Source organism: Actinocorallia sp. API 0066 (assembly GCF_020991275.1).
In the GTDB taxonomy this organism is placed as follows: Bacteria; Actinomycetota; Actinomycetes; order Streptosporangiales; family Streptosporangiaceae; genus Actinocorallia.
The window spans coordinates 90,287-112,604 of sequence record NZ_JAJLQY010000002.1 but is presented as its reverse complement, the minus strand read 5'-3'; the positions used below and the strand labels follow the sequence as shown (position 1 = coordinate 112,604).

The 22,318-nt window shown below is 71.6% G+C and carries 22 protein-coding genes; 3 read left to right on the top strand and 19 right to left on the bottom strand.

Annotated features, from left to right (window positions below):
- Positions 1-18 precede the first annotated feature (18 nt).
- The 7 genes from LO762_RS05340 to LO762_RS05310 form a co-directional block, all read right to left on the bottom strand.
- Complete coding sequence (locus LO762_RS05340) at positions 19-249, bottom strand: hypothetical protein (protein ID WP_230613052.1); 231 nt, start codon at positions 247-249, stop codon at positions 19-21.
- A 45-nt stretch (positions 250-294) separates the two neighbouring features.
- Complete coding sequence (gene cobF / locus LO762_RS05335; RefSeq protein WP_230613050.1) at positions 295-1,059, bottom strand: precorrin-6A synthase (deacetylating); 765 nt, start codon at positions 1,057-1,059, stop codon at positions 295-297.
- A 57-nt stretch (positions 1,060-1,116) separates the two neighbouring features.
- Entirely contained in the window at positions 1,117-2,298 is a 1,182-nt protein-coding gene (locus LO762_RS05330; RefSeq protein WP_230613048.1) for a homogentisate 1,2-dioxygenase, read from the bottom strand.
- Complete coding sequence (gene hppD / locus LO762_RS05325; protein WP_230613046.1) at positions 2,298-3,503, bottom strand: 4-hydroxyphenylpyruvate dioxygenase; 1,206 nt, start codon at positions 3,501-3,503, stop codon at positions 2,298-2,300. The genes LO762_RS05330 and hppD overlap by 1 nt, the downstream gene beginning before the upstream one ends.
- A 140-nt stretch (positions 3,504-3,643) precedes the next feature.
- The gene (locus LO762_RS05320; protein ID WP_230613575.1) at positions 3,644-6,082 is read right to left on the bottom strand and encodes an ATP-dependent Clp protease ATP-binding subunit; all 2,439 of its coding nucleotides are present in this window, start codon (positions 6,080-6,082) and stop codon (positions 3,644-3,646) included.
- A 101-nt stretch (positions 6,083-6,183) separates the two neighbouring features.
- On the bottom strand, positions 6,184-6,384 hold the full coding sequence (locus LO762_RS05315; protein ID WP_230613044.1) for a hypothetical protein: 201 nt from the start codon (positions 6,382-6,384) through the stop codon (positions 6,184-6,186).
- A gap of 68 nt (positions 6,385-6,452) precedes the next feature.
- Complete coding sequence (locus tag LO762_RS05310) at positions 6,453-7,358, bottom strand: Dyp-type peroxidase (RefSeq protein WP_230613042.1); 906 nt, start codon at positions 7,356-7,358, stop codon at positions 6,453-6,455.
- A gap of 155 nt (positions 7,359-7,513) precedes the next feature.
- On the opposite strand from LO762_RS05310, the gene LO762_RS05305 reads away from it, so the two are divergent.
- The gene (locus tag LO762_RS05305; protein WP_230613040.1) at positions 7,514-8,185 is read left to right on the top strand and encodes a zinc-binding dehydrogenase; all 672 of its coding nucleotides are present in this window, start codon (positions 7,514-7,516) and stop codon (positions 8,183-8,185) included.
- A gap of 96 nt (positions 8,186-8,281) precedes the next feature.
- Complete coding sequence (locus LO762_RS05300) at positions 8,282-9,268, top strand: cation diffusion facilitator family transporter (RefSeq protein ID WP_230613038.1); 987 nt, start codon at positions 8,282-8,284, stop codon at positions 9,266-9,268.
- 62 nt (positions 9,269-9,330) lie between these two features.
- Here the strand turns inward: LO762_RS05300 and LO762_RS05295 are convergent, their stop codons facing one another.
- From LO762_RS05295 to LO762_RS05285, 3 genes are all read right to left on the bottom strand, one after another.
- Positions 9,331-10,773, bottom strand: a complete 1,443-nt coding sequence (locus LO762_RS05295; RefSeq protein WP_230613036.1) for an aldehyde dehydrogenase — start codon at positions 10,771-10,773, stop codon at positions 9,331-9,333.
- An 81-nt stretch (positions 10,774-10,854) separates the two neighbouring features.
- Complete coding sequence (locus LO762_RS05290) at positions 10,855-11,298, bottom strand: deaminase (RefSeq protein WP_230613034.1); 444 nt, start codon at positions 11,296-11,298, stop codon at positions 10,855-10,857.
- Positions 11,291-11,980, bottom strand: coding sequence for a RibD family protein (locus LO762_RS05285; RefSeq protein ID WP_230613032.1), 690 nt, complete (start codon positions 11,978-11,980; stop codon positions 11,291-11,293). The genes LO762_RS05290 and LO762_RS05285 overlap by 8 nt, the downstream gene beginning before the upstream one ends.
- 368 nt (positions 11,981-12,348) lie before the next feature.
- Between LO762_RS05285 and LO762_RS05280 the strand changes: the two genes are divergently transcribed.
- On the top strand, positions 12,349-12,543 hold the full coding sequence (locus LO762_RS05280; RefSeq protein ID WP_230613031.1) for a CRISPR system precrRNA processing endoribonuclease RAMP protein Cas6: 195 nt from the start codon (positions 12,349-12,351) through the stop codon (positions 12,541-12,543).
- Between the two features lie 62 nt (positions 12,544-12,605).
- On the opposite strand, the gene cmr1 is transcribed toward LO762_RS05280, so the two are convergent.
- The 9 genes from cmr1 to LO762_RS05235 all read right to left on the bottom strand — a co-directional run bounded on the left by cmr1 (position 12,606) and on the right by LO762_RS05235 (position 22,234).
- Positions 12,606-13,847, bottom strand: a complete 1,242-nt coding sequence (cmr1, locus tag LO762_RS05275; protein WP_230613029.1) for a type III-B CRISPR module RAMP protein Cmr1 — start codon at positions 13,845-13,847, stop codon at positions 12,606-12,608.
- 4 nt (positions 13,848-13,851) lie between these two features.
- Positions 13,852-15,306 (bottom strand): hypothetical protein, encoded by a 1,455-nt coding sequence (locus LO762_RS05270; RefSeq protein WP_230613027.1) that lies wholly within the window; start codon positions 15,304-15,306, stop codon positions 13,852-13,854.
- On the bottom strand, positions 15,306-16,220 hold the full coding sequence (locus LO762_RS05265) for a hypothetical protein (protein ID WP_230613025.1): 915 nt from the start codon (positions 16,218-16,220) through the stop codon (positions 15,306-15,308). The genes LO762_RS05270 and LO762_RS05265 overlap by 1 nt, the downstream gene beginning before the upstream one ends.
- Entirely contained in the window at positions 16,217-17,143 is a 927-nt protein-coding gene (gene cmr6, locus LO762_RS05260) for a type III-B CRISPR module RAMP protein Cmr6 (protein WP_230613023.1), read from the bottom strand. The genes LO762_RS05265 and cmr6 overlap by 4 nt, the downstream gene beginning before the upstream one ends.
- A complete protein-coding gene (gene cmr5, locus LO762_RS05255; RefSeq protein ID WP_230613021.1) occupies positions 17,140-17,580 on the bottom strand; it encodes a type III-B CRISPR module-associated protein Cmr5 in 441 nt (146 codons plus the stop codon). Before cmr5 ends, cmr6 begins: the two co-directional genes overlap by 4 nt.
- The gene (cmr4, locus tag LO762_RS05250; protein WP_230613019.1) at positions 17,577-18,461 is read right to left on the bottom strand and encodes a type III-B CRISPR module RAMP protein Cmr4; all 885 of its coding nucleotides are present in this window, start codon (positions 18,459-18,461) and stop codon (positions 17,577-17,579) included. The genes cmr5 and cmr4 overlap by 4 nt, the downstream gene beginning before the upstream one ends.
- Positions 18,462-18,498: 37 nt before the next feature.
- Positions 18,499-19,590, bottom strand: coding sequence for a type III-B CRISPR module-associated Cmr3 family protein (locus LO762_RS05245; protein ID WP_230613017.1), 1,092 nt, complete (start codon positions 19,588-19,590; stop codon positions 18,499-18,501).
- A complete protein-coding gene (locus LO762_RS05240; protein ID WP_230613015.1) occupies positions 19,587-21,347 on the bottom strand; it encodes a type III-B CRISPR-associated protein Cas10/Cmr2 in 1,761 nt (586 codons plus the stop codon). The genes LO762_RS05245 and LO762_RS05240 overlap by 4 nt, the downstream gene beginning before the upstream one ends.
- A gap of 224 nt (positions 21,348-21,571) precedes the next feature.
- Complete coding sequence (locus LO762_RS05235) at positions 21,572-22,234, bottom strand: triacylglycerol lipase (protein ID WP_230613013.1); 663 nt, start codon at positions 22,232-22,234, stop codon at positions 21,572-21,574.
- Positions 22,235-22,318 lie beyond the last annotated feature (84 nt).

The following is a 22,318-nucleotide window of genomic DNA, read 5'->3' as shown; positions in this document are numbered from 1 at the left end:
CCCCGATAACGATACGGATCAGCCGGGCGACCGTCCCGGACGTCCGTCGCCGTCGCCGTACCAGTTCTCCAGGGTGAGGTCGAGTGCGGCGAGGTCGGGGTGCGCGAGGAAGGCCGCGTACTCCGCGTCGCGCCGGGCCGCCTCGGCTTCGAGCTGCCCGATCCGGGCCCTGACCACACGCACGACGTCACCGGTGACCTGGTGCCACCGCCCCACCACGTCACGCATCCGACCGAACTCGTCCTCCATACCGGACATCTCTACCCACTCGGCGCGCGATCCACGCGCCCCGGATCAGGGTGTGTCGGGGTGGCGGCGGATGAGGTAGGTGTCCATGATCCAGCCCTTGCGCTCGCGGGCTTCCGCGCGCGCGCTGACGATGTCGTCAGCGACCTCGGGGAGGGGGCCGGAGATGAGGATCTCGTCGGGCATGCCCAGGTAGGCGCCCCAGAAGATCTCGGCGTCGGGGGCGTCCAGGGCGGTGAAGGTGTTGTGCGCGTCGAGCATGACGACGACGTCGTCCACGCCGTCGGGCCATTCTTCGGCGAGGCGGCGGCCGGTCGTCACCTGGAAGGGGCGGCCCACGCGGTTGAGGACGGTCCGGTGCCGGGCGGCCAGGGCCGACACGCTGCTTACGCCGGGGATGACCTCGATCGTGAAGGACGATCCGGGACGGGCCAGCACGTCCTCAAGGATCGGGAGGGTGCTGTCGTACAGGCTCGGGTCGCCCCAGACGAGGAACGCGCCGGTCTCGTCCGGGCCGAGTTGGTCGATCAGCTCGGCGCAGACGTCGGCGCGCCGCCTGCGCCAGTCGTGGACGGCCTCGGCGTAGGCGCCGGCCTGGCGGTCCCGTTCGGGGTCGCGCCCGCGCAGCACCCTGAACGCGCGGTCTCCCCGGTGCCTGCGCAGGATCTCCTCCCGCAGCTCGACCAGCTCGCCCTTCACCTCGCCCTTGTCCAGGACAAAGAACACGTCAGCCCTGCGCAGCGCCTTGACCGCCTGAACGGTGACCTGATCCGGGTCCCCCGCCCCGATCCCGATGACCATGATCGTCCTCATGCGCCCTAGTCTCCCGCGTCTCCCTACCCGGCGCCCAGCCGCCCCCGCCTCGACCGGTCAGGGGGTGCGGGCCCAGGTGTAGGCGTAGCGGCCGTCGTCGCAGGCGCGGGCCGCCTCGCCCAGCGAGAGGGGGCGGAAGGTGTCCACCATGACGGCGAGCTCGTCGAAGGCTTCGGCGCCGATAGCGCGCTCGTAAGCGCCCGGCTGGGGGCCGTGCGGATGGCCGCCGGGATGCAGGGAGATCGAGCCGGGGCCTATGCCGGAGCCCTTGCGCGCCTCGTAGTCGCCGCCGCAGTAGAACATCACCTCGTCGGAGTCCACGTTCGAGTGGTAGTACGGCACCGGGATGGCGAGAGGGTGGTAGTCCACCTTGCGCGGCACGAAGTTGCAGACGACGAACCCGGCGCCCTCGAAGACCTGGTGCACGGGCGGCGGCTGGTGGACGCGGCCGGTGATCGGCTCGAAGTCGCGGATGTTGAACGCGTACGGGTACAGGCAGCCGTCCCAGCCGACCACGTCGAACGGGTGGTGCGGCAGCGTGTGCACGGTCCCGGCGACGCCGTCCGGCCCCCGGTGCTTCAGGTACACGTCGACGTCAGCGCCCTCGACGACCCGGGGCGACCCGGGCCCGCGCAGGTCCCGCTCGCAGTAGGGCGCGTGTTCAAGGAACTGCCCGTTCTTCGACAGGTACCTCCGCGCGGGCCCGATGTGTGAGTTCGCCTCGATCACGTAGAGCCGCGCCCCGCCTTCCGGGACGATCCGGTGCGTCGTGGCACGGGGCACGATCGCGTAGTCGCCCTCCCCCACCGGGAGGTCACCGAACACCGTCTCCAGGACGGCCGACCCGGACTCGACGTAAAGGCACTCGTCGCCTATCGCGTTCCGGTAGTACGGGCTGGCGGTGTCCGCCACGACGTACAGAAGCCGGACGTCGCCATTGCCCAACAGAAGGCGACGCCCCGTCACGGCGTCCACTCCACGCGCGTCGGGCGGGAACAGCCGGTGCGTCTCCAGGTGACGCGGCAGCAGCGGATGATTGGGCACGAGCGACTGCTCCGGCGGATCCCAGGTGCGCGCCGCGCTGATCGCCGAAGGCACGCGCACGTGGTAGAGCAGCGAGGAGTCCGACGAGAACCCCTCCTCGCCCATCAACTCCTCGTAGTACAGGCTCCCGTCGGTGGCCCGGTGCTGGGTGTGGCGCTTGGGCGGGACGCGTCCGGCCGCGCGGTAGTACGGCATCAGAAGTTCCCGCGCCTGGCCTGCTCGCGCTCGATGGCCTCGAACAGCGCCCTGAAGTTGCCCTTGCCGAAGCCAAGGGAGCCGTGCCGCTCGATGAACTCGAAGAACACCGTAGGGCGGTCGCCGGTGGGTTTGGTGAAGATCTGGAGGAGGTAGCCGTCCTCGTCGCGGTCCACGAGGATGCCGCGCTTCTGCAGCTCCGCTATCGGGACGCGTACCTCCCCGATGCGGGCGCGCAGTTCGGGGTCCTCGTAGTAGGAGTCCGGCGTGGAGAGGAACTCGACGCCTTCGGCCACGAGCACGTCGACCGTCCTGAGGATGTCGCCTGTGGCCAGCGCCAGGTGCTGGGCTCCGGGCCCGCCGTAGAACTCCAGGAACTCGTCGATCTGCGAGCGTTTCCTGGCGATCGCGGGCTCGTTCAGGGGGAACTTCACCCGGTGGTTGCCGTTGGCGACGACCTTCGACATGAGCGCCGAGTAGTCGGTGGCGATGTCGTCGCCGATGAACTCGGCCATGTTGGTGAATCCCATGACACGCCGGTAGAACTCCACCCACCGGTCCATCTCGCCCAGCTCGACGTTGCCGACGATGTGGTCGAGCGCCTGGAACACCCGCCGGGGCGCCCCCTCGCGCCTGCGGAACGACGACGTCCGCGCGACGTATCCGGGCAGGTAGGGCCCGTGGTAGCGGCTGCGGTCCACGAGCGTGTGCCGGGTGTCGCCGTACGTCGCGATCGCGGCGAGCCGGACGGTCCCGTGCCCGTCGGCGACGTCGTGCGGCTCGGCCAGGATCACCGCCCCGGCCCGCCGCGCGTGCGCGACGCACCTGTCGACGTCCGGCACCTCAAGCGCGATGTCGATCAGGCCGTCGCCGTGCTTCGCGTGGTGCCGGGCGATCTCGCTGTCGGCGCGCACCCCGCCTTTGACGACGAACCTGACGGCCCCGCTGCGCAGCACGTAAGCGACGTGATCACGGTTGCCCGTCTCCGGTCCCGCGTAGGCGACGAGTTCCATGCCGAACGCGGACTGGAAGAAGTGCGCGGTCTGGGTGGCGTTGCCGACCGCCCAGACGGCGGCGTCCCAGCCGGTCACCGGGAACGGGTCGTTGGCGGCGTCGTACTCCACGAGGCCGACGAGCCGCTTGAGGGTGGCGAGGTCGAGGTCGGCGAGTACCTCCTGGCTGGTCAGGGTGTCGCCCAGGGACATGCTGCTCCCCTTCCCTCCGAGAGAACGTGCTCTGTCCCACAGTCAAGGACACCGGAAGACTCCTGCACAACCTGTGTGGTCGCCGCGTGGCATCCTGTCCAGATCGCCGACCTCGTACCGGCTTCAGCTCGTCAGATCGTCTAGCTGGTGGCGGCCTCCAGCATCAGCTTGCCGTCCGCGCCCTCCACCCGCGCGGTGCCGCCCTCGGACAGCTCGCCGTTGAGGACCATCATCGACAGCGGGTTCTCCACCTCCCGCTGGATGGTCCGGCGCAGCGGCCGGGCGCCGAACTCGGGCTTGTAGCCGCTCTCCACGAGGATGTCCTTGGCCTCGTCGCTGACGTCCAGGGAGACGTCCTGCCCGGCCAGGCGCTGCCGCGTCCCGGTGAGCATGAGGTCGACGATCTGGCGGAGCTGCGGCTTGTCGAGCCGGTCGAAGACGATCACCTCGTCGATCCGGTTGAGCAGCTCGGGCCGCAGCGTGTGCTGGACGAGGTCCATGACGCGCGCTTCGAGGTCCTGTTCGTCGTCGGTCGCGGCGAGGATCATCTGGGCGCCTATGTTGCTCGTCATGATCACGATGGTGTTGGAGAAGTCGATGGTGCGGCCCTGCGCGTCCGTCAGCCGCCCGTCGTCCAGCACCTGGAGCAGGATGTTCATGACGTCCGGGTGCGCCTTCTCGACCTCGTCGAACAGCACGACGCTGTGCGGGCGGCGCCGCACGGCCTCGGTGAGCTGCCCCGCCTCGTCGTAGCCGACGTAACCGGGAGGCGAGCCCACGAGCCGGGAGACGGTGTGCTTCTCCTGGAACTCGCTCATGTCGATGCGGATCATGTGGTCGTCGCCGCCGAACAGCGTCCCGGCCAGCGCGCGCGCTAGTTCGGTCTTGCCTACGCCGGTCGGCCCGAGGAACAGGAAGCTGCCGATCGGCCGGTTCGGGTCCGACAGCCCGGCCCGGCCCCGCTGGACGGCCTCCGCGACCGCCTGAACCGCCCTGTCCTGCCCGATGACGCGCTCGTGCAGGTGGTCGGCGAGCTTGATGAGCCGGGACCGCTCCTCCTCGGTGAGCGTCTGCACGGGGATGCCGGTGCGCCGCGAGACGACCTCGGCGATGTCGGTCGCGGTGACCTCCGGGACGGCGTCCTCGCCGTGCCTGGCCCGCTCCAGTTCCGGCCGCAGCCTGTCGATCTCGGTGGTGAGCTCCTTGGCCCTGTCGTAGTCCTCGACCTTCACGGCCTGGTCCTTGTCCCGGTGCAGGGCCGCGAGACGCTCCTCCAGCTCACGGGAGCCGTGGTCGGGCGCCTGCGCGCGGAGCCGGACGCGGGCGCCGGTCTGGTCCATGAGGTCGATGGCCTTGTCAGGCAGGAACCTGTCACTGATGTACCTGTCGGACATCGTGGCGGCCGCGTCGAGTGCCTCGTCGGTGAACTTCACCTGGTGGTGCGCCTCGTAGGCGTCGCGCAGCCCCGCGAGGATCTCGACGGTCTGCTCGACGGTCGGCTCGGCGACGAGGATCGGCTGGAGCCGCCGTTCCAGGGCCGCGTCCTTCTCGATGTTCTTGCGGTACTCGTCGATGGTGGTGGCGGCGATGACGTGCAGCTCACCGCGCGCGAGGGCGGGTTTGAGGATGTTCGCGGCGTCCATCCCGCCTTCGGCGGAACCGGCCCCGATGAGGGTGTGCGCCTCGTCGATGAAGATCACCAGTTCGTCCGAATGATCCCGGATCTCGTCCAGGACCTTCTTGATCCGCTCCTCGAACTCCCCCCGGTACTTCGACCCCGCGACCATGCCGGTGAGGTCGAGCGCCATGACGCGCTTGTCCTTGAGCGTCATGGGCACGCTGCCGTTGACGATCCGCTGCGCGATGCCCTCCACGATCGCGGTCTTGCCGACGCCCGGCTCACCGATGAGGCAGGGGTTGTTCTTCGTGCGCCGCGAAAGCACCTCGACGGCCTGCTCGATCTCGTCCTCGCGGCCGACGACGGGGTCGATGCCGCCCTGCCTGGCCAGCTCGGTCAGGTCGCGGCCGTACTCGTCAAGGGTCGGCGTGTCGCTCTGCCTGGCCGCGCCCGTGCCGCCCTGCGCCTCGCCCTTGGCCCTGCCGAGCATCGCCTCCTGGAAGTCGTCGGCCGTGACGCCCTGCGCGGCCAGGATCCGGGAGGCGGCCGACTCGGGGTTGGCGAACAGCGCGAGCAGCAGGTGCTCCGGGCCGATGTAGGACGAGCCGACGGCGCCCGCGATCCGCTGCGCGTCGAGGATCGAGCGTTTGGCGGCGGGCGTCAGCGTGGTCGGGGCGGCGCCCGGCGTGCCGCTCCCGGTGGCCTCCGCGACCCGCTTGACGATCCCGTCGGGGTCCGCGCCCGCCGCGCGCAGCAGCGACCTGCCCGGATCGGCGCCCGCGCCCGCCGCGAGCAGGTCGAGCACGTCCAGGTCGGGGGCGCCGCGTTCGGCCGCGCGCTGCACGGCGGCCGCCATCATCTCCCTGGCCGGGCCGCTCAGCAGCTTGCCGACGTCGACCCGCTGCACGCCCGGCCGGGACGGCGGCCAGGCGTCGCCGCCGAACACCCGCCCGGCGAGCATGTCGAAGCCGCGGAAGGGGTCGTCAAAAAAAGATCCGTACGGCGTGGACACCCTTTACCCCCGAGTTTGTACCGATAGACGATGTTGGGCAGCGCTGCGCGTCATCGGCGCGGGAGCTGGGTCTCGTGGATCTTGAGCACCTCGTGCGCGTACTCGTCCAGCTTGCGCGCGGACGTCAGCAGCTCCGCCTCGTCGTGCCCGTGGTCGGCCCGGTTGGTCTTCTCCTGGTCCCGGTGCCGCCGGATGTGCAGCTCCTCCTCGGCGTGCTCGATGAGCTTCTGCAGTGCGGTTTCGATGTTCATGTCCGGAATCTGCCCACGGGGCGATGTCCGTCCGCTCCCGGGGACGTCAAGACTCGCCCATCCGCGTTTCACGGCGCGGCGGGCAGATCATCCAGGAAGTCCTGCGGCGGCACGTAGAAAAGGCAGCCGGTGAGCGCCGTGGAGAAGTCGAGAATGCGGTCGTGGTTGCCGGGCGGCTCCCCGACGAACATCCGGCGCAGCATCCGTTCCGGCACCTCGGGATCGGCCGCGTAGCCGAGGTAGTAGGTGCCGAACTCGCCCCTGCCGACGGAGCCGAAAGGCATGTTGAACCGGACGATGTCGTGTTCCGTGCCGTCCACGACGATCGTGTTCACCGCGACGTGCGAGTTCCGCGCCTTGTCCGCCAACTCGATGTCGTCGAGTTTGGTGCGGCCGATCGCCGTCTCCTGCGCCTCGACGGGCAGGCTCTCCCACGCCTGGAGGTTGTGCAGGTACTTCTGGACGACGGCGTAGCTCGCCCCGTCGTCGTCCAGGGCGGAGGACACGGCGTCGTCGCCCTCGGGGTTGGCGGTGCCGTCCACAAATCCGAGCAGGTCGCGCTGCTCGAACGAGCGGAATCCGTCGACCTCGTCCACCACCCGGGAATGCGGGCCGAGCCGTTTCACGATCTGCCGGGCCAGTTCAAAACACAGGTCGGCGCGGGCGCCACGAATGTGGAAGAGCAGATCGCCGGGCGTGGCGGGCGCGTGGTGCACCGCGCCGCGCAGTTCCCGGAACGGATGCAGCTTCGCCGGAACGGGCGCCCGGAAAAGGCGCGGCCACACTTCCGCGCCGATGCCCGCGACACACGTCAACCGGCCGCCGGGCGCGCGGAATCCGACGGACTTGCGCAGGTCCCCGAATCCGCCGAGCAGATCCCGGACCGCCGCCTCACCGCCCGGATCGACCGTGACGACGAGAAAACGCGCGGCGCTCGTCAGCCCGCTCAGGACCTCCTGCGGTGTACCCCTCATGCCCCCAGACCTGCCCGGACACCGCCGCCCTCCGGACGTTCCGCAGGGCAAAAACCCCGTCAACTACCCACGGCGGGGCTCCCCTGAACTGGCCCGGAACCACCCATTGACGGATGATATATCTCACATAATACTTCAAGATCACGACGGTCGCGGTGGAGTCCGTCGTCAAGATCGACGACGACCTTCCGCTGGACCGGGCGTGCCTCGTCGGCTGCGCCGTCAGCACCGGGTGGGGCTCGGCCGTCAACTCCGCCGCCGTCCAGCCCGGCGACACGGTGATCGTCATGGGGCTCGGCGGCATCGGCGTCAGCGCCGTCCAGGGCGCCGCGCACGCGGGCGCCGCCGACATCATCGCGGTGGACCCGGTGCCGTTCAAGCGCGAGATGGCCCCCGTGTTCGGCGCGACGCGCACCGCCGCGTCCATCGAGGAGGCCGCCGAACTCGCGCGCGAGACGACCAACGGGCAGGGCGCCGACTCCGCCATCGTCACCGTCGGCGTGCTCAGGCCCGAGCACCCCGGCCAGGCGCTCGCCGCCGTCCGCAAGGCCGGGACCGTCGTCGTCACCGCGATCGCCCCGCACGACGCGCCGGGCGCGCCCGTCCTCCTACCCGACCTGACGCTCTCGCAGAAGCGCCTGCAGGGCTCGCTGTTCGGCGCGACGAACGGCAACTGGGACGTCCGGCGGCTCCTCAACCTGTACCGGACGGGTCAGCTCAAGCTGGACGAGATGGTCACCCGCACCTACAAGCTCGACGAGATCACCCTCGGATACGAGGATCTCAACGCGGGCCGCAACATCCGGGGCGTCGTCCTGCACGACTAGCCCAATGAGGGGTGCCCGACCCGCTCCGGGCACCCCTCCCTACGGGGCCTCTGGGTAAGGGGCATAGTTGGGGGGTTCCGGAGGGCGGGAGGCACGATGACGGGGGCCGACAGAAGGCTGGGGCGGCTGCTTTGGCTGTCGGTGGCGGCCGCCATCGCCACGATCGCGCTGAAGACGACGGCCTGGTGGCTGACAGGTTCGGTCGGCCTGCTGTCGGACGCCGCCGAGTCCGTGGTGAACCTTGTGGCGGCGCTCATCGCCGTGGGGGCGCTGCGCTGGTCGTCCATGCCCGCCGACGACGAGCACGCCTACGGGCACACCAAAGCCGAGTACTTCTCTGCGGGCGCCGAAGGCATCATGATCTTCATCGCGGCGGTGACGATCACCGTCGCGGCCGTCCAGCGGCTGCTGTCGCCGCAGCCGGTCGAGGACGTCGGGGTCGGCCTCGCGGTGTCGGCGCTCGCCTCGGTGATCAACCTGTCCGTCGCCGTGGTGCTCATCAGGGCCGGGCGGGCGCACCGCTCGATCATCCTGGAGGCCGACGGCAAACACCTGCTCACGGACGTGTGGACGTCGGCGGGCGTCATCCTCGGCGTCGCCGCCGTCGCGTTCACCGGGTGGCACGTGCTCGACCCGCTCATCGCGCTCGCCGTCGCGGCGAACATCGCGTTCACCGGCTCGCGGCTGGTGAAGCGCTCCGGCGGCGGGCTCATGGACCGCGCCCTCCCGCCCGGGGAACAGGGGCTCATCAACGACGCGTTGCGCCCCTTCCAGGCCGACGGGATCGTCTTCCACGCGCTGCGGACCCGGCAGGCGGGGAGCCGCTCGTTCGTCTCGCTGCACGTCCTCGTGCCCGGCTCGTGGACGGTCTGGCACGGCCACCGCACCGCCACCGACGTCGAGTCCGCCATCCGCGCCGCGCTCCCCCACGCCTCCGTCTTCACCCACCTGGAGGCCATCGAGGACCCGCTCTCCTACCAGGACACCGGCCTCGACCCCGAGCCCACCGACGCGCCCGAAGCACCCCTGCACACCGCCCCGCCGACCGACACGGACACAGACACACCGGGCGGGCCTCCTTAGGGACGGCGAAGCCCCCGGGCGCGAGGGGGTGCCGCGCCCGGGGGCCGGGGAGGGGGAGTGGTTCAGGGTTGGGGGGCAGGGCGGGGGATCGCCTTGTGCTCCAGGTAGGCGTCCAGCCCTTCCGGGCCGAGTTCACGGCCCAGGCCGCTGGACTTGTAGCCGCCGAACGGGGTCGCCGGGTCGATGCTGTAGAGGTTGACGCCGCAGCTCCCGGTGCGGATGCGGCGGGCGACGGCGACGCCGCGCTCCTCGTCGGCGGTCCAGACCGAGCCGCCCAGGCCGTACTCGCTGTCGTTGGCGATACGGATGGCGTCCTCCTCGTCGTCGTAGGCGATGAGGGAAAGGACGGGCCCGAAGATCTCCTCGCGGGCTATCCGCATGTCGTTGGTGACGTCGCCGAACACCGTCGGGGCGACGTACCAGCCACGGTCGTACGGCCGGTTGAGCCCCCCGACGAGGATCTTCGCGCCCTCGTCCTGGCCGATCCGGATGTAGCTCTCCACGCGCTCCTGCTGACGGCGGGCCACCAGGGGGCCGATCTCGGTGCCGTAATCCGTCGGGTCGCCTACCGCCATGCCCGCGACCATCGTGGCGAGCGCGTCAGCCACCTCGGCGTAGCGGGAGCGCGGGGCGAGGATCCGGGTCTGCGCGGCGCACGCCTGGCCGTTGTTCATCAGCGAGGCGAGCTTGAAGCCCTCGACGGTGGTGGCGAGGTCGGCGTCGTCCAGGATGACGGCCGCGGACTTGCCGCCCAGCTCCAGGGTGACCCGCTTGAGCTGCTGCCCGCACACGGCCGCGATCTGGCGTCCGGCGGCGGTGGACCCTGTGAAGGCGACCTTGTCCACGTCCGGGTGGGCCACCAGGTGCGCGCCCGCCTCACGGCCGCCCGGGACGATGTTCACGACGCCGTCCGGGATGCCCGCCTCCTTGACCCACTCGGCGAGCAGGTAGGCGTCCAGGGGCGTCTCCGGCGACGGCTTCGCCACGATCGTGCAGCCCGCGATGAGCGCCGGGGCGAGCTTGAGCATCAGCGTGAACTGGGGGACGTTCCACGGCACGATGGCGCCGACGACGCCGACCGGCTCGCGCACGACCGTCACCGGGCCCTGGAGGCCCGGCCGCTCCTCCTCCCACGGGTAGGTGGCGGCCAGATCTACGTAGTACTGCAGCACCATCTGCGGGATCGCTGCCTGCGCGAACACCGAGAACAGCGCGGGCGACCCCATCTCGGCCGTCACCAGGTCCGCCATCGGCTGCACGTTGGCCGCGTACAGCGCGGACAGGCGGCCGACGGCCTCGGCCCGCTCGGCGGGCGTCAGGCGCGGCCACGGCCCGTCGTCGAACGCCGCGCGGGCCGCCGCGACCGCCCTGTCGATGTCCGCCTCGGTGCCGTCCGGGACCCGTCCGATGACCTCCTCGGTGTGCGGGGAGACGACCTCGATCACCCCGGTCCCCGCCGGCGCGACCCAGTCGCCGCCGATGAAGAAGGACTTGTGCTCGTGCATGACACCTCCGCCAACCGAGTGCTTGCTTGGGCGCAGCATACGACGGCGAGACTCCAGTCTCAATGACGGGTTCCGTCCCGGTTACAGCAGATGCGCGTTCGGCAGCTTCGCGCGCGCCGCGAACGCCGGGATCTCCACCACCTCGACCCCCAGGTCCGCCAGCACCTCCACCCCGTCGCCCTCCACAAAGAGCACCGGCTCGCGCCACGCGAACACCACACGCCGCACCCCGGCGGCCACGATCAGCCGCGCGCACGGCTGAGGCCGCGAAAGCCGCCGCGCGCACGGCTCCAGCGAGCTGTAGACGGTGGCCCCCGCGAGGTCCACCCCTGGCAGCTTCGCCAACGCCGCCTCTTCGGCGTGCACCTTGTCGTCCGTCTCGCGCGAGTACCCCCGCGCCAGCTCCTTACCGTCCGCGCCTACCACGACGGCCCCGACGGAGAAGGCCGTCCGCGAAGGCGGACACTCCCGCGCCAGCTCACAGGCGAGCCCCAGCCACCGCCGATCGTCCACCCGCTCACCCATCCGACTCCCCGATCAGATACCGAAGAAAGGCGATCTCCCCGATCGCCCGCACTTCCGCCAACCGCATCGGCCTTCCAGGCCCCTGCGGAAAAACCCCTTCATAGGTGAACCTAGGCGCCCGCCCGTCCCCAATAAAGAACGGCGCCACCGCAAGATGCACCTCATCAACAACATCCGCCGTCAGAAACGCCGTGTGCACCCCCCCTCCCCCTTCGACCATCACCCGCCGCACCCCCCGCCGATAAAGATCCTCCAACAACACCCGAGGCCCCACCCACTCCCCAAGATCCACGATCTCCGCCACCCCGCCCAACCTCTCCCGCAACCGCCCCGCGACCCCCGCCACCGTATAAACGATCTTGGGCTCCTCCCCCGTCGTAAAAAACCGAGCCCCAGCCTCCAACCCCTCCCCACTAGACGTGAGCGTCACCTTGACCAGATCCTCCGGCACCCCCTTCCGACGCCTTTCCGCCCTCCTCATCTCCGACCGCACAAGCAACGACGGATTGTCCCGCCGCACCGTCTCCGCCCCCACCAGAATCGCGTCCACCCCAGCCCTCACCTCATCCACCCGCTCAAAATCCTCCGCATTGGACAACCGCAACCTCCCCCCCGACGCATCATCAATAAACCCGTCCACCGACACCGCCACACTCACCACCACATACGGCCTCTCCCCCATCCCCAAACCCTAACCCCAAAACCCCACCGCCCCGCAGCGGGACCCGGGGGCCTCGTGGGTCCACGGCCTCAGCGCAGCCTGGCCGGTCCGCGCGCCGCCGTCGTCGTCCGTCAGGCGTTGTCGAAGGTCACACGAGGCGTTCTGGGCAAAGTATTTCGCCAGCCCCGACAGGCCGACCGAGCCGGTCCAGTTCCCGGCGTGACTCTCCAGACCCTGAGAACTCGCAGGTTCTTGAAAGCTTCAGAGGGTGCGCACGCGGCTGCGGTCTCTACCGTTTCTGTGCCCTGCGGGCTGGTGTGTTATTGGAAGGCTTGGCCTTCTATCGCTGGCCTGACCTGTGGGAACGGTGTCCGTTTGCATGCGATCTTGTGGCGGGTTACGGGCATCCGGCGACGGGGTTCGTGGGGTCGGCGGTGCTGGGTTCCCGGCCGGGCACGCCGCCGCGCGTGCGGGCCGCGCTGGCGGCGCTGGCGCGGTTCGCCGTGTGCAGCGGCACCGGTGCCCGCACCACTCACGGATTCGGCGCCACCGACCTCGGCCCGGACGGACCCGTGGCGAGCTGACCGGCCTCCGCGCCGGTTCCGGTGGGTGGGAGAGCCTCTCCTGGCCGGTGGCGGGGCGGTGTTCAGGGGGCGGGCCGCAGCCGGCGCATCCACGCTCGGGCGAGTTCGGCGACGTCCTCGTCCGCGACGTTCAGTGTTCTTCTCGGGCCTTTTCCGCGAAGGACGACCTCGGGCGCGTCCTGGCCGGAGGGGAGGAAGCTGCCGGTGAAGGCGAAGGACAGGATCCGCCAGTCCGTGCCGTGCCCTACGGCGCGGATCCACAGGGGTGAGGCGCGGCGGGAGGGTTTGCCGTCCACCTCCACGCCCACGCTGATTCCGTCCTTGTAGACGACGGGGAGGCCGAGGGCCCCGAGGGTGAAGTGGTCGTCGGCGCCATGGACGACGTCCTCCCATTCGGGGGTCTTGATGTCGGGCCGGTAACGCGCGCCGGGGTAGTCGCGCGAGGCACGGAACCGGCGGAACTGTTCTCCGGCGTGCCCCAGAGTCTTCTCCCAGGAGGGGAAGGCACGAGTGCTGAGGACGGCGAGCGTGTGCTGCCGGCTGAGGACGGGAAAGGAGGGCGGCTCCTGCCAGTCGGCGATGGAGAACCCCGGTCTTCCGAGTTCCTCGCGGATGTAGGCGGTGAGCAGTCCGGCGGCCTTGAGGATGTGGACGGGGAGCCGCAGGCCGGTGATCTCGCCGTGCGCCATGGCGGGCGGGGCCAGCAGGTCCCGGGCAGTCCAGGGTTCGGGGAGGGGGCCGTCGACACGGGTGATGCGGACGCCGCCGAAGCCGCGGCGGGTGCGGGCGCCGAGCCCGCCGTAGGCGCACAGTAGCCAGAGGGCGGCCAGGACGGGTGAGTTGAGGCGGTCGTCGGGGCCGAAGGCGATCTTCAGTTCCCAGGGCTGGCCGGGGGCGACGTAGGGCCGGTTGACGCGGAGGTTTCCGAGGTCGGCCAGGCCCTGGCCGAGGAGGTAGTGGATCCAGTATCCGGGTTCCTTGACGCGCTTCTCCAGGACGAGTCCGGGGGGCGGGGTGAAGGTGTGGCGACCGGAGGGGAGGGTGAGGGGAGGCTGCCGGGAGACGCGGAAACGGACGGGCGAGGCGTTGCCGGTGTGGCCGAGGGCGCGGCCTTCGAGTTCACTGAGCAGGGCGAGGTCGGGCCCGGTGATGACACCGGCCAGGGCGCGGAACCAGAAACGGAGGGCACCGCGCAGGGAGGGGACGCGGATGCCCGTCTTGTCAGAGTCGGGTTCCCTGCCGTTGACGGCCCCAGCGTTGAACAGGGGGGTGGTGACGGTGAGCGTGAGGGTGGTCCAGGTCATGGGTTCATCCCGTGCGCCGGTGGATGTGGGCGAGTGGTGCGGTGATGGGGCGGTCGTCCCAGAGGATCTGGGAGAACACGCCGGCGGCCAGGCAGACGCTGGCGGCAAGGAACAGCAGGTGCCAGGAGTGGCCGGCGGAGGCGGAGTCCAGCACGTGGTGGACACGGGTCTTGGCGTCCGGGGACTCCATGTAGGCCGGGACGACGAGCGCCAGCCCGATGAGGGCGACCAGGAGGGCGTGCAGGGAGCCGACGGCGGTGACGGTCAGCGCGCGGGCCACGGCGGCCAGGGGCGCGGCGCCGTGGTTGCGTGCCTCGACGAGCAGGTACCCGACGGACGCGGCGACGAGCACGCAGGGCGCTGTGACGCCGCGCAATGGCGTGTCCCACCAAGTGGGGTGCAGGCTGGACAGCAACAGCAGGCCCAGTGAGGCCGCGGCGGGCAGGCGCAGCAGCCACGGCGTGGCGAACGATGGGCCCCGCGCGAGGGTGCCTAGGCACAAGAGACCGTAGAAGGCAAGGGCCGTCCATCCGGCGGGGACAAAATGCCCGGTGACAGCGAGGGCGATCGACGCGGTCGCGGTAAGCGCGCAGATGACGGCCGGCAGAAGGCCCAGGATGCGGCTGCCGGGTGAGGCCAGCCAGGTAAGGGCCGTGGCCTGCCGGATCCGGAAGCGGGGCAGCAGATGGAGTTCGGTGACCTCGGCGTAGATCGCCAGGTCGTCGGCGTTGGGGGCGGCGGGGCTGGCGAGCGAGGTTCCCGAGAGCGTCAGTGCGGTGGTGGGGCGGCCGTTACGGAAGGCCAGCAGCCCGAGTTCCCGTTCCAGGTCGGCGGGGTCGGCGCGGGCCAGCACGGGATGGGACTCGTAGGCGTTGAGGAAGGAGAGCCAGGCGCGGCGGGCGTCCCGGCAGCGGCTGGTGTACTCGTGCCAGGAGTTCTCGCCGAAGACCGCGTCGTAGACGCCGTGCTCGCCCAGGTCGTCCTCCGGTTTCCACGGGCCGTCGTCGGCGCGGTGGCGGAACGGTTCGCTCAGGGTGAGGAACCGCAGACGGGCGGCCGGCGGGCGCAGGGTGGCGAGGTCGGGCGACGGGGTGTCGGCGACGCACCGCCAGGCGGCTTCGGCGAGGTGGCACAGGGCGGCGAAAGCCTCCATGAGGTCCGGGCGGGCGGACCGAAACCGCGCCCAGGCCAGGTCGGGGCTGTACAGGACGGCGCGCAGCAGCGGCCTGTTCCCGGCCAGGAGGTCGCGCAGCCCGTCCAGTGCCTGGTCGATCTCCGGGGTGGAAGGGCGGGGGACGTCGCGCGGCCGCCCGAGGGGTTCGAGGGCGCGGTTGAGCCCGTCTCCGGCATCGCGCAGCGCTTCGCGGTCGTGCTCCCGCCACCGGGGGTCGCGCAGGCGTTCGGAGGTGCGCAGGACGCCGTCACGCAGCCGCTGCCCGAACCGCCCGGCCGGGTCCATCAGTCGCTCTCGTTGGGGTGGCCGAACAGGGCGCGCAGGCCGACGCCGAAGGCGGTCAGCTCCCAGCGGGTGGCCCCGGCCTGCTCGTAGGCGTAGCCGTCGAGTTGGTTCCCGGCGGGTCTGTCGGTGCTGACGCCGCCGGCGAATGCCTTGAGTTCGCGGTCGACCGTGCCGGGGTGCAGGCGGCGCAGGGGCAGGGCGATGCGGGCGTCGGAGGTGTCGTGCAGCACCCAGGCGCGGACGGGCGCCTCAGTGCGGGAACGGACGCCCTCGGCCAGCCCGATCAGGTAGGGGACGGCGGCCTTGAATCCGCCCGACAGGTGGAAGGCGAAATCTTCTTCCCCGCCGGGGCGGGCGTGCTTCAGCAGGCCGGCGCCGATCCGGCCGAGGTGGCCCATGGCGGAGGCGAAGCCCGCACTGTTGCCCGCGTCCATGCCGGGGACTCGGCAGATCACGGCCCGGCCGCGCAGGTCGGTGAAGTCGTCGTCGGTCAGGCCGGAGGCGGCCAGGTAGGTGACGCGGGCCAGGTCGCCGCCGGTGAGCGCGAGCGCGTTCCACAGGGCCGCCTCCAACCCGGCAGCGGTGTCGGAGGTGAGCAGGAGAGCGATGTCGCCGTCGGGCAGGCGCCGCAGGTGGACGGCCTTGTCCAGGGTGCTCAGCTCGGCGCTGACCGAGGCGGGCCAGAAGCCGACCCGCAGGCGTGCGGCCAGGTCCGTGACGTCTGCGGCCAGGGCGGGATCGGTGCCGTCCAGGCAGGAGGCGACTCGGCGGGCGGCCGCCTCGGCGGTGACGTCGGCGAACAGGTCACGGTAGGCGCCGGACACCAGGTCGGCCGTGGCCTCGTCGACCACGCCGTAGGGGTCGTTCAGGAACGCGGTGATGCTGCGGCCGACCGAGATGAGGTGGATCGTCATACCTGCTCCTCGGTTACGGTGAGGTAGCCGTATCCCGCGCCGGTCTTGCCCCCGACTCCCAGGTCCGCCAGGGCGGCGGCGCACCAGGAGGCGACGTCGTCCATCTGCTCGGCGGGGCCGGCCAGGTCGAAGGCGAACGCGCCCTTCGCCAGCGTCAGGAACTCCGACGGCACCGGGTTGTGATGTTCGGCAGGCGGGACGTGGCCGCCCGACCCGTAGTAGGGCTGGACGTGGGGGGTGACCACGTCGCGCACGACCTTGACCTTCCCGCCCGTCGGCAGCGCGTCCAGGAACAGCACCGACCCGCGCCGGGCCTCGCCCCGGACGGCCTTGGCGCCGACGCGCGGGGTGCCGAACACGGTGTCGCGGAGCTTCGCGTCGATCTCGCCGTCCTTCACCCGGGACGCGACCCACGCCGCGGTGAGGCCCTTGACGGACGATCCCGGGATGACCGGCCACCCGTAGGTACCGTGCAGGGACAGCCCGATCTCGTGCGGGTTGGCGTCGTTGCCCAGGCCCACCGCCAGCCGCCATTCCGGGGCGGCGCGCAGCCGGACGACGGTCAGGCCCTGCCCGCGCAGCGACGCCAGCGCGCGGCGGCGGCGCGCGGCGACCTGGTCGAGCAGGTCGGTGCACTGGCCCAGATGGCTGTGCACCGCCCAGGCCAGCAGGGACGCGCCGCCCTTCTTGTCGAGTTCGATCTCGTCGTGTCCCGAGGTGAACACGACGCGCCGCATCAGGATCTGGGCGTTGGCGTCGTCGTCCAGCCGGGCGCCGACCCTGCCCTTGGCGAGGTTCCCGTCGCTGGTGATCACCCGGCCCAGCGGCCCGGCCGCGGACACCGGGCCGTGCTGGCCGCCCGCACGCGGAGCGGCTGGTCCCTTGGCTCCGGGCTTCGGAGGGCGCGGGCGCGGAGTGCTCATGAGGCGTCATCCTCCGACGTGGCGGCGTCGTCAGGACCCTTCGGCGGGGCGGCGTCGTCGGTCTGGTGGACGGCGTCAGCGAGGCGGCTCAGCCACCGCAGCAACGCGGCGACCTCGGCCGAGGCGCGAGCGTAGGTGTGCAGGTCCATCTCGCCCAGGTGGCGCAGTATGTCCCTTTCGCTGCGGACCGTCGCGGGTTTGAGGCCGCGGTTCTCCAGGTGGTCGCGAATCCCGGTGGCGACCTTCCGGTAGGCGTCGGGAAGGTCACCACGACCTTTGCCCTTGGCGGCCACGTAGGCGTAGGTGGCGGCCAGACCCGCGTCACGGGACATGACCGACAGGGTGCGGTAGCGCGTCCGCAGCTTGCCGTCCACCGTGTCGGGCAGCAGCTCGGCGGCCGCCTTGGCCATCGTCTGGTCGATCCTGCGGACGCTCATCGGGTCGCCGCCTCGACGAGCCGGGGCCAGACCAGGCCCTTGCCGAGGGTCTCGTCCCCGCCGATCCGCAGCAGTTCGCCGCCCAGCAGGGACCGCAGCGCCTTCAGCGCGTCCGCGCCGCCGCCGCGCAGCGTCAGCGGCGCGGCCAGGAGCGTCTCGGTCGGCAGGTACTCGCTGTAGAACGGGCCGTTCTGGACGGTCTTGCCCTCGTTCAGCTGGACGCGGGCGGTCAGCTCGGTGCACTCGCGCAGCAGCAGCGGCATCGCGTCGGACCCGACCAGCAGCAGGTCCTCCCCGAACTTGGCCCTGAACGGCTCGAATCCCGCGGCGCTCAGGGCGCCCCCGGCGATCAGCGCCGCCCAGGCCGCGAGGTTGGCGTCCTTGGCCTCCACGGGCAGGACGCACGGGCCGAGCGTCTGGCCCCGCCCGTCGACCCAGCCGTCCGAGGCGGCCGAGCCCATGTCGGCGGCGACCGACGGCACGGCGTGCGGCTCATGGCCCAGGGTGCGGTACTTGCGGGCCAGCCTGCCGAGCGCGATCTCGGAGGTGACCCACGCGAACGTCCGCCGCAGCGTCGGCACCGGCATCGCCACCAACTGGGCGTCGCCGACGGCCAGCAGCCCCGCCGCGTCCTCCGCCTCGCCCCGCTGGGCGTCCACCGCCTTGCCGAACACCTCGCGGACCAGCGGGTCACTCCAGTCGGCCGACTCCTGGGCGGCCTGGCGCAGCGCGCCCTTCAGGCTCTGCCCCCAGATCACCGGGTAGGTGGTCGCGGCCTCCCGCTGGATCGGCAGGTCGATCGAGTCGGCGCTGTCCGACGCGCCGGGGTGCAGCGGTGACTCCGCGTACAGGTAGAGCAGGAACTCGGCCGGGGGGCTCATGGAGGGTTCCGTCCTTTCGACAGAGCGGGGAGGAGGCTTACCAGCGGCCGGTGAGGACAACGCCGAATCCGGCGGTGTCCATCCGGGGCGCCCGGGCCGGGGCCAGCGCGCGGCCGTGCTGCGCGGCCGCCCACCGCCCGGCCGAATCCTGGTCGGGGAACCGCAGCAGATACACCGCTCCGGCGGGCACCGCCCACCGCAGCGACACCGTGTCCAGAAGGCGGGTGCGGCCGTGGCGCGCCTGGCGGGGGGAGGCGCTGGCGACCGGCAGCGCCGCGGGGACCGCCGCCCCCTCCAGCGCCACACCGTCCGGCAGCGGCGGCCGCCACCCGTCCGGCCACAGCGCGGGCGTCGCCAGGTACAGCAGCACCTTGCCGTCCGGGAACGTCGTCGGGCCCTGCGGCCAGGCGACACCGGACTGGCCGGTGACGTCCTCGACGTCGGCGACCCTGGCCCGCCCGCCCAACGGTGCCGGGCCCTGCGCGGTCCACGGCTCCGGGACCTCGCAGCAGGCCAGGAACGCCCACCCCTCCCGGGGCCGCAGATGGACCGCCCGGTACAGGTAGCCCTCGCGAGCGGAGCGGGACGCGGTGCGCGCCAGCCCGACCCGCGGCTCGTCGACCAGCGGCTGGAACGGCTGCGGCCCGTCCGGCGCCTTGTAGCGGGTCAGCTCCGACGACTTCCGCCCGATCCCGAACCCGTGCGCCGGAAAACCGCCCGCCAGATGGACGGCGAGGGACGAGGAGTCGATCCATCCGTCCAGCGGCTCGGCGTCCTCGACGCCCTGCGGCGGGGCCAGCAGGCCGCCCACGCCGTCGCCCAGATCGGTGTGGACGCCGCCGAGCCCGGGATCGGGACGCAGCAGGAAACAGCGCGAACGCGTCGGCGACCGGACGACGTCGGCGGGCATCGGGAAGTACGGTCGCCACCCGCCGGGCAGCCGCAGGGCCAGAACCGGGCCCCGCACCGTGTCCGGATCCCGGCCGTAGGCGGTGCGGACCGCGCCCGCGACCGTGCTCGGCCACGGCCGTACCGACTCCGACGACGCGTCGGTGCCCGCGTCGAACGCACGGCCGTCCCGCACCAGGACGGTGTCGCGCGGCGTGAACGCCAGCCAGTTCTCGTTCACCGCGCCTCCTGCCTCAGGAAGACCCCGATCCGCGCCACCGGCACCGGCCGTGCCGTCTCGGGCCCCGGAACCGAACGCTCCCGCGCCCCCAGATCGACCAGCGCCCGCGTCGCGTCCGCCACGAACCCGGCCCTGCCGTCGGCGGGGCCGGAGGTGTGCCGGGCCAGCAGCCGGGCCAGCTCCGCCGTGTAGAGGCGCTCGGGCAGCGACGCCAGCTCCTCCTCGTCGCGTTCAAGGTCGGCGACCAGCCGCGGCGAGACCACGTGTTCTCCGCTCCGGCCCAGCAGGTCGAACGCCCGCACGGACAGCTCGTCCGGCCGCGCCGACGGCCACGGCTGGATCGACTCCGCCCGCGTCCCCGAACGCCGGACCACCCCCACCGCCAGCGCGTGCTTGCCCTCGACGTTGCGCTTCGCGTCCTTCAACATCTCCTGAACCCGCGTGACCGCCTCCCGCAGCGAGAAGTGCTGGTGGAAGAACAGCACGGCGGTGCTCGCCTTCGGCAGATCCGCGGGAACCAGCCCGTAGGCCGCCGCCGCCACGTCCAGCGCGTTCGCCGCGGGCGCGAACGCCAGGAGGTCGTCGCCCCCGGCGTAGACCGGGACGCCGAGTAGGCGCGGCTCCGACAGCCGCGTCAGCTGCTCCTCGCCCAGCACCAACAGCCGCCGCGACACCGCCTGGTGGGACGCCGCGGACACCTCGATCCGGGAACCGTCGCGGGCCGTGCCCGTACCCGACAGGTAGCGGCCCATCCAGTCCAGGTCCTGGGCGATGACCGCCAGGTAAACGGCGGGAGAGGCGACACCGAACTCATCCATCCGCCTGACGACGGCCGCGGCCGCCTTCCGGCCTTGGCTCGCGATCCCGGCCGCGTCCCGCACGTCCTCCGGCCGGGCGGACTCCGCCAGCACCGACCGCTCGGTCCACCGGTCCGGATACACCCAGCCGCCGGCCGACTCCCGCAGCCACCGGCCCAGCTCGCCGCCCGCGTGCGACAGCCCCCGCACCGCTTCCTCCCGCCCTGAGGAAAGCCGCCCCACCACCGCTCGCAGCGCGCCCACCGCGCCCGCCAGCTCCCGGTCGTCCAGGCGCCGGATCACCGCGTCCCGGAACCGGGCGGACGCGATCGAGGACGTCGATGGAAACCGCGTACCCTGCCCGTCCTCGGATCGCGACCACTCCCGCTTGACCCAGTTCGCCCGGCTCAACAGCTCCTGGCGGTGGTGGCGCCGCGCGCCCGGCGGCGGCCGCTCCGCCGCCGCCCATCGGGGGCTCAGCGAGCACAGCGGCCGCGCCAGCTCATCGGCCGGAGCAAAGTCCCGCACCATCCGCCGCCCGGCCAGAGCCCGCTGCGCCAGCTCCCAGCGCGTGGCGTAGTCCCCCGCCGCCGCGGGCACGGCCACCCACGTCACGTCCGGCACGCCCGGAGTCCCCGCCGCGGCGGCGTCCTTGAAGACCCCCTGCACCGTTTGCTCCCACGCCGTCCGCACGGCCCCGGCCGCCGCCTCGCCCAGCGCGTCGCCTCTCCCCGCCGGAACCAGCGCCACCACCCGGTTCGGTGCGCCCCGCGACTCCCCGCTCTCCGGGAACACCAGCGACACCCCGTCCACCTCGCCCAGCGACTCCGCGGCAGCCCTGGCCAGACGCGCCATGATGGCGCTCGCCGCCGCCAGGTCCGCCGTCGTCCGCGACTCGGAGATGAACCGCTGCACCCCTCCGAGCGCCAACACGACGAGATCCCCGTCCCCCGCACCCATAACCCCGTCACCTTCCGTGCCGAGCCACAACCGCGAGCAACGAATATAGCTCGGCATAACCCAACACGCCCGGAACTTCCACCACAACACACGCGCCATTGGGCACTTCGGTCCTCACCCACCCGCAAGAGAAGGGCCGTTGCGAGAACCGGGGAGAGCGTTTGGGGAATAGAGAGGCCCGGTCGCCGCCGTGGGCGGGGGCCGGGCCGTCAGGGAGGTGGGGGTCAGGTTGCCAGGAAGGTTCGGATCTGGGTGAGGACCGAGGTGTCGATGAGGAAGCCCAGGTGGGTCTGGCAGAGGACGTTGGTGTTGGTGGCGCCGGTCAGGCGGGTGCTGGTGTAGGGGATGATGACGCCGTCGCAGGCCGAGTACCAGGTGGCGTACTTGGTGGCGCCGGGCGTCTCGTCACCGGACGTCAGCGTGTTGATGAAGGACGAGCCGGGATACATCTGCTGGCAGGTGACGAAGATCAGGCAGGCTGCGGCGAAGGTGGTGCCGTGGTTGGCGCCGGCGATCGACGCGAGGTGCCTGACCTTGGGGTGGCCGTTCAGCTGCTTCAGGTACCAGAGGCTGACGAGGCCGCCCATGGAGTGGTTGACGATGTCCACCTGGGCGGAGCCGGTCTGCGCGCGCACGTTGTCGACGAACGTCGCGAGGCCCTGCGCGTTCGCCACGTTGTTTCCGTAGGAGTTGTACTCGTAGGTGAACAGCTCGGAGTTGGCGTAGCCGCCCGATTGGAAGACGGACTTGGCCGTCGTCCAGTTGAAGGCGCCGCCGGCGTAGCCGTGCACGAAGACGACGGGGGTGCGGGCCGCGTGGGCGGGCGCCGAGAGGCCCGTGACGGCTAGCGCGAGCGCGGCGATGAGCACACCGATCTTGCGGAGCATGTTCTCTCCTCGGGGGGTGGGAGGTGCGCCCAAAGTGTGCCGAGGGTCACACCGGTAGCGCATCGGTAACATCACCGGTCCTCA

Excerpts from the sequence above, each read along its gene's own strand:
- LO762_RS05340 (WP_230613052.1), bottom strand. The coding sequence starts at position 249 with ATGGAGGACGAGTTCGGTCGGATGCGTGACGTGGTGGGGCGGTGGCAC.
- cobF (WP_230613050.1), bottom strand. The coding sequence starts at position 1,059 with ATGAGGACGATCATGGTCATCGGGATCGGGGCGGGGGACCCGGATCAG.
- LO762_RS05330 (WP_230613048.1), bottom strand. The coding sequence starts at position 2,298 with ATGCCGTACTACCGCGCGGCCGGACGCGTCCCGCCCAAGCGCCACACC.
- hppD (WP_230613046.1), bottom strand. The coding sequence starts at position 3,503 with ATGTCCCTGGGCGACACCCTGACCAGCCAGGAGGTACTCGCCGACCTC.
- LO762_RS05320 (WP_230613575.1), bottom strand. The coding sequence starts at position 6,082 with ATGCTCGCCGGGCGGGTGTTCGGCGGCGACGCCTGGCCGCCGTCCCGG.
- LO762_RS05315 (WP_230613044.1), bottom strand. The coding sequence starts at position 6,384 with ATGAACATCGAAACCGCACTGCAGAAGCTCATCGAGCACGCCGAGGAG.
- LO762_RS05310 (WP_230613042.1), bottom strand. The coding sequence starts at position 7,358 with ATGAGGGGTACACCGCAGGAGGTCCTGAGCGGGCTGACGAGCGCCGCG.
- LO762_RS05300 (WP_230613038.1), top strand. The coding sequence starts at position 8,282 with ATGACGGGGGCCGACAGAAGGCTGGGGCGGCTGCTTTGGCTGTCGGTG.
- LO762_RS05295 (WP_230613036.1), bottom strand. The coding sequence starts at position 10,773 with ATGCACGAGCACAAGTCCTTCTTCATCGGCGGCGACTGGGTCGCGCCG.
- LO762_RS05290 (WP_230613034.1), bottom strand. The coding sequence starts at position 11,298 with ATGGGTGAGCGGGTGGACGATCGGCGGTGGCTGGGGCTCGCCTGTGAG.
- LO762_RS05285 (WP_230613032.1), bottom strand. The coding sequence starts at position 11,980 with ATGGGGGAGAGGCCGTATGTGGTGGTGAGTGTGGCGGTGTCGGTGGAC.
- cmr1 (WP_230613029.1), bottom strand. The coding sequence starts at position 13,847 with ATGACCTGGACCACCCTCACGCTCACCGTCACCACCCCCCTGTTCAAC.
- LO762_RS05270 (WP_230613027.1), bottom strand. The coding sequence starts at position 15,306 with ATGGACCCGGCCGGGCGGTTCGGGCAGCGGCTGCGTGACGGCGTCCTG.
- LO762_RS05265 (WP_230613025.1), bottom strand. The coding sequence starts at position 16,220 with ATGACGATCCACCTCATCTCGGTCGGCCGCAGCATCACCGCGTTCCTG.
- cmr6 (WP_230613023.1), bottom strand. The coding sequence starts at position 17,143 with ATGAGCACTCCGCGCCCGCGCCCTCCGAAGCCCGGAGCCAAGGGACCA.
- cmr5 (WP_230613021.1), bottom strand. The coding sequence starts at position 17,580 with ATGAGCGTCCGCAGGATCGACCAGACGATGGCCAAGGCGGCCGCCGAG.
- cmr4 (WP_230613019.1), bottom strand. The coding sequence starts at position 18,461 with ATGAGCCCCCCGGCCGAGTTCCTGCTCTACCTGTACGCGGAGTCACCG.
- LO762_RS05240 (WP_230613015.1), bottom strand. The coding sequence starts at position 21,347 with ATGGGTGCGGGGGACGGGGATCTCGTCGTGTTGGCGCTCGGAGGGGTG.
- LO762_RS05235 (WP_230613013.1), bottom strand. The coding sequence starts at position 22,234 with ATGCTCCGCAAGATCGGTGTGCTCATCGCCGCGCTCGCGCTAGCCGTC.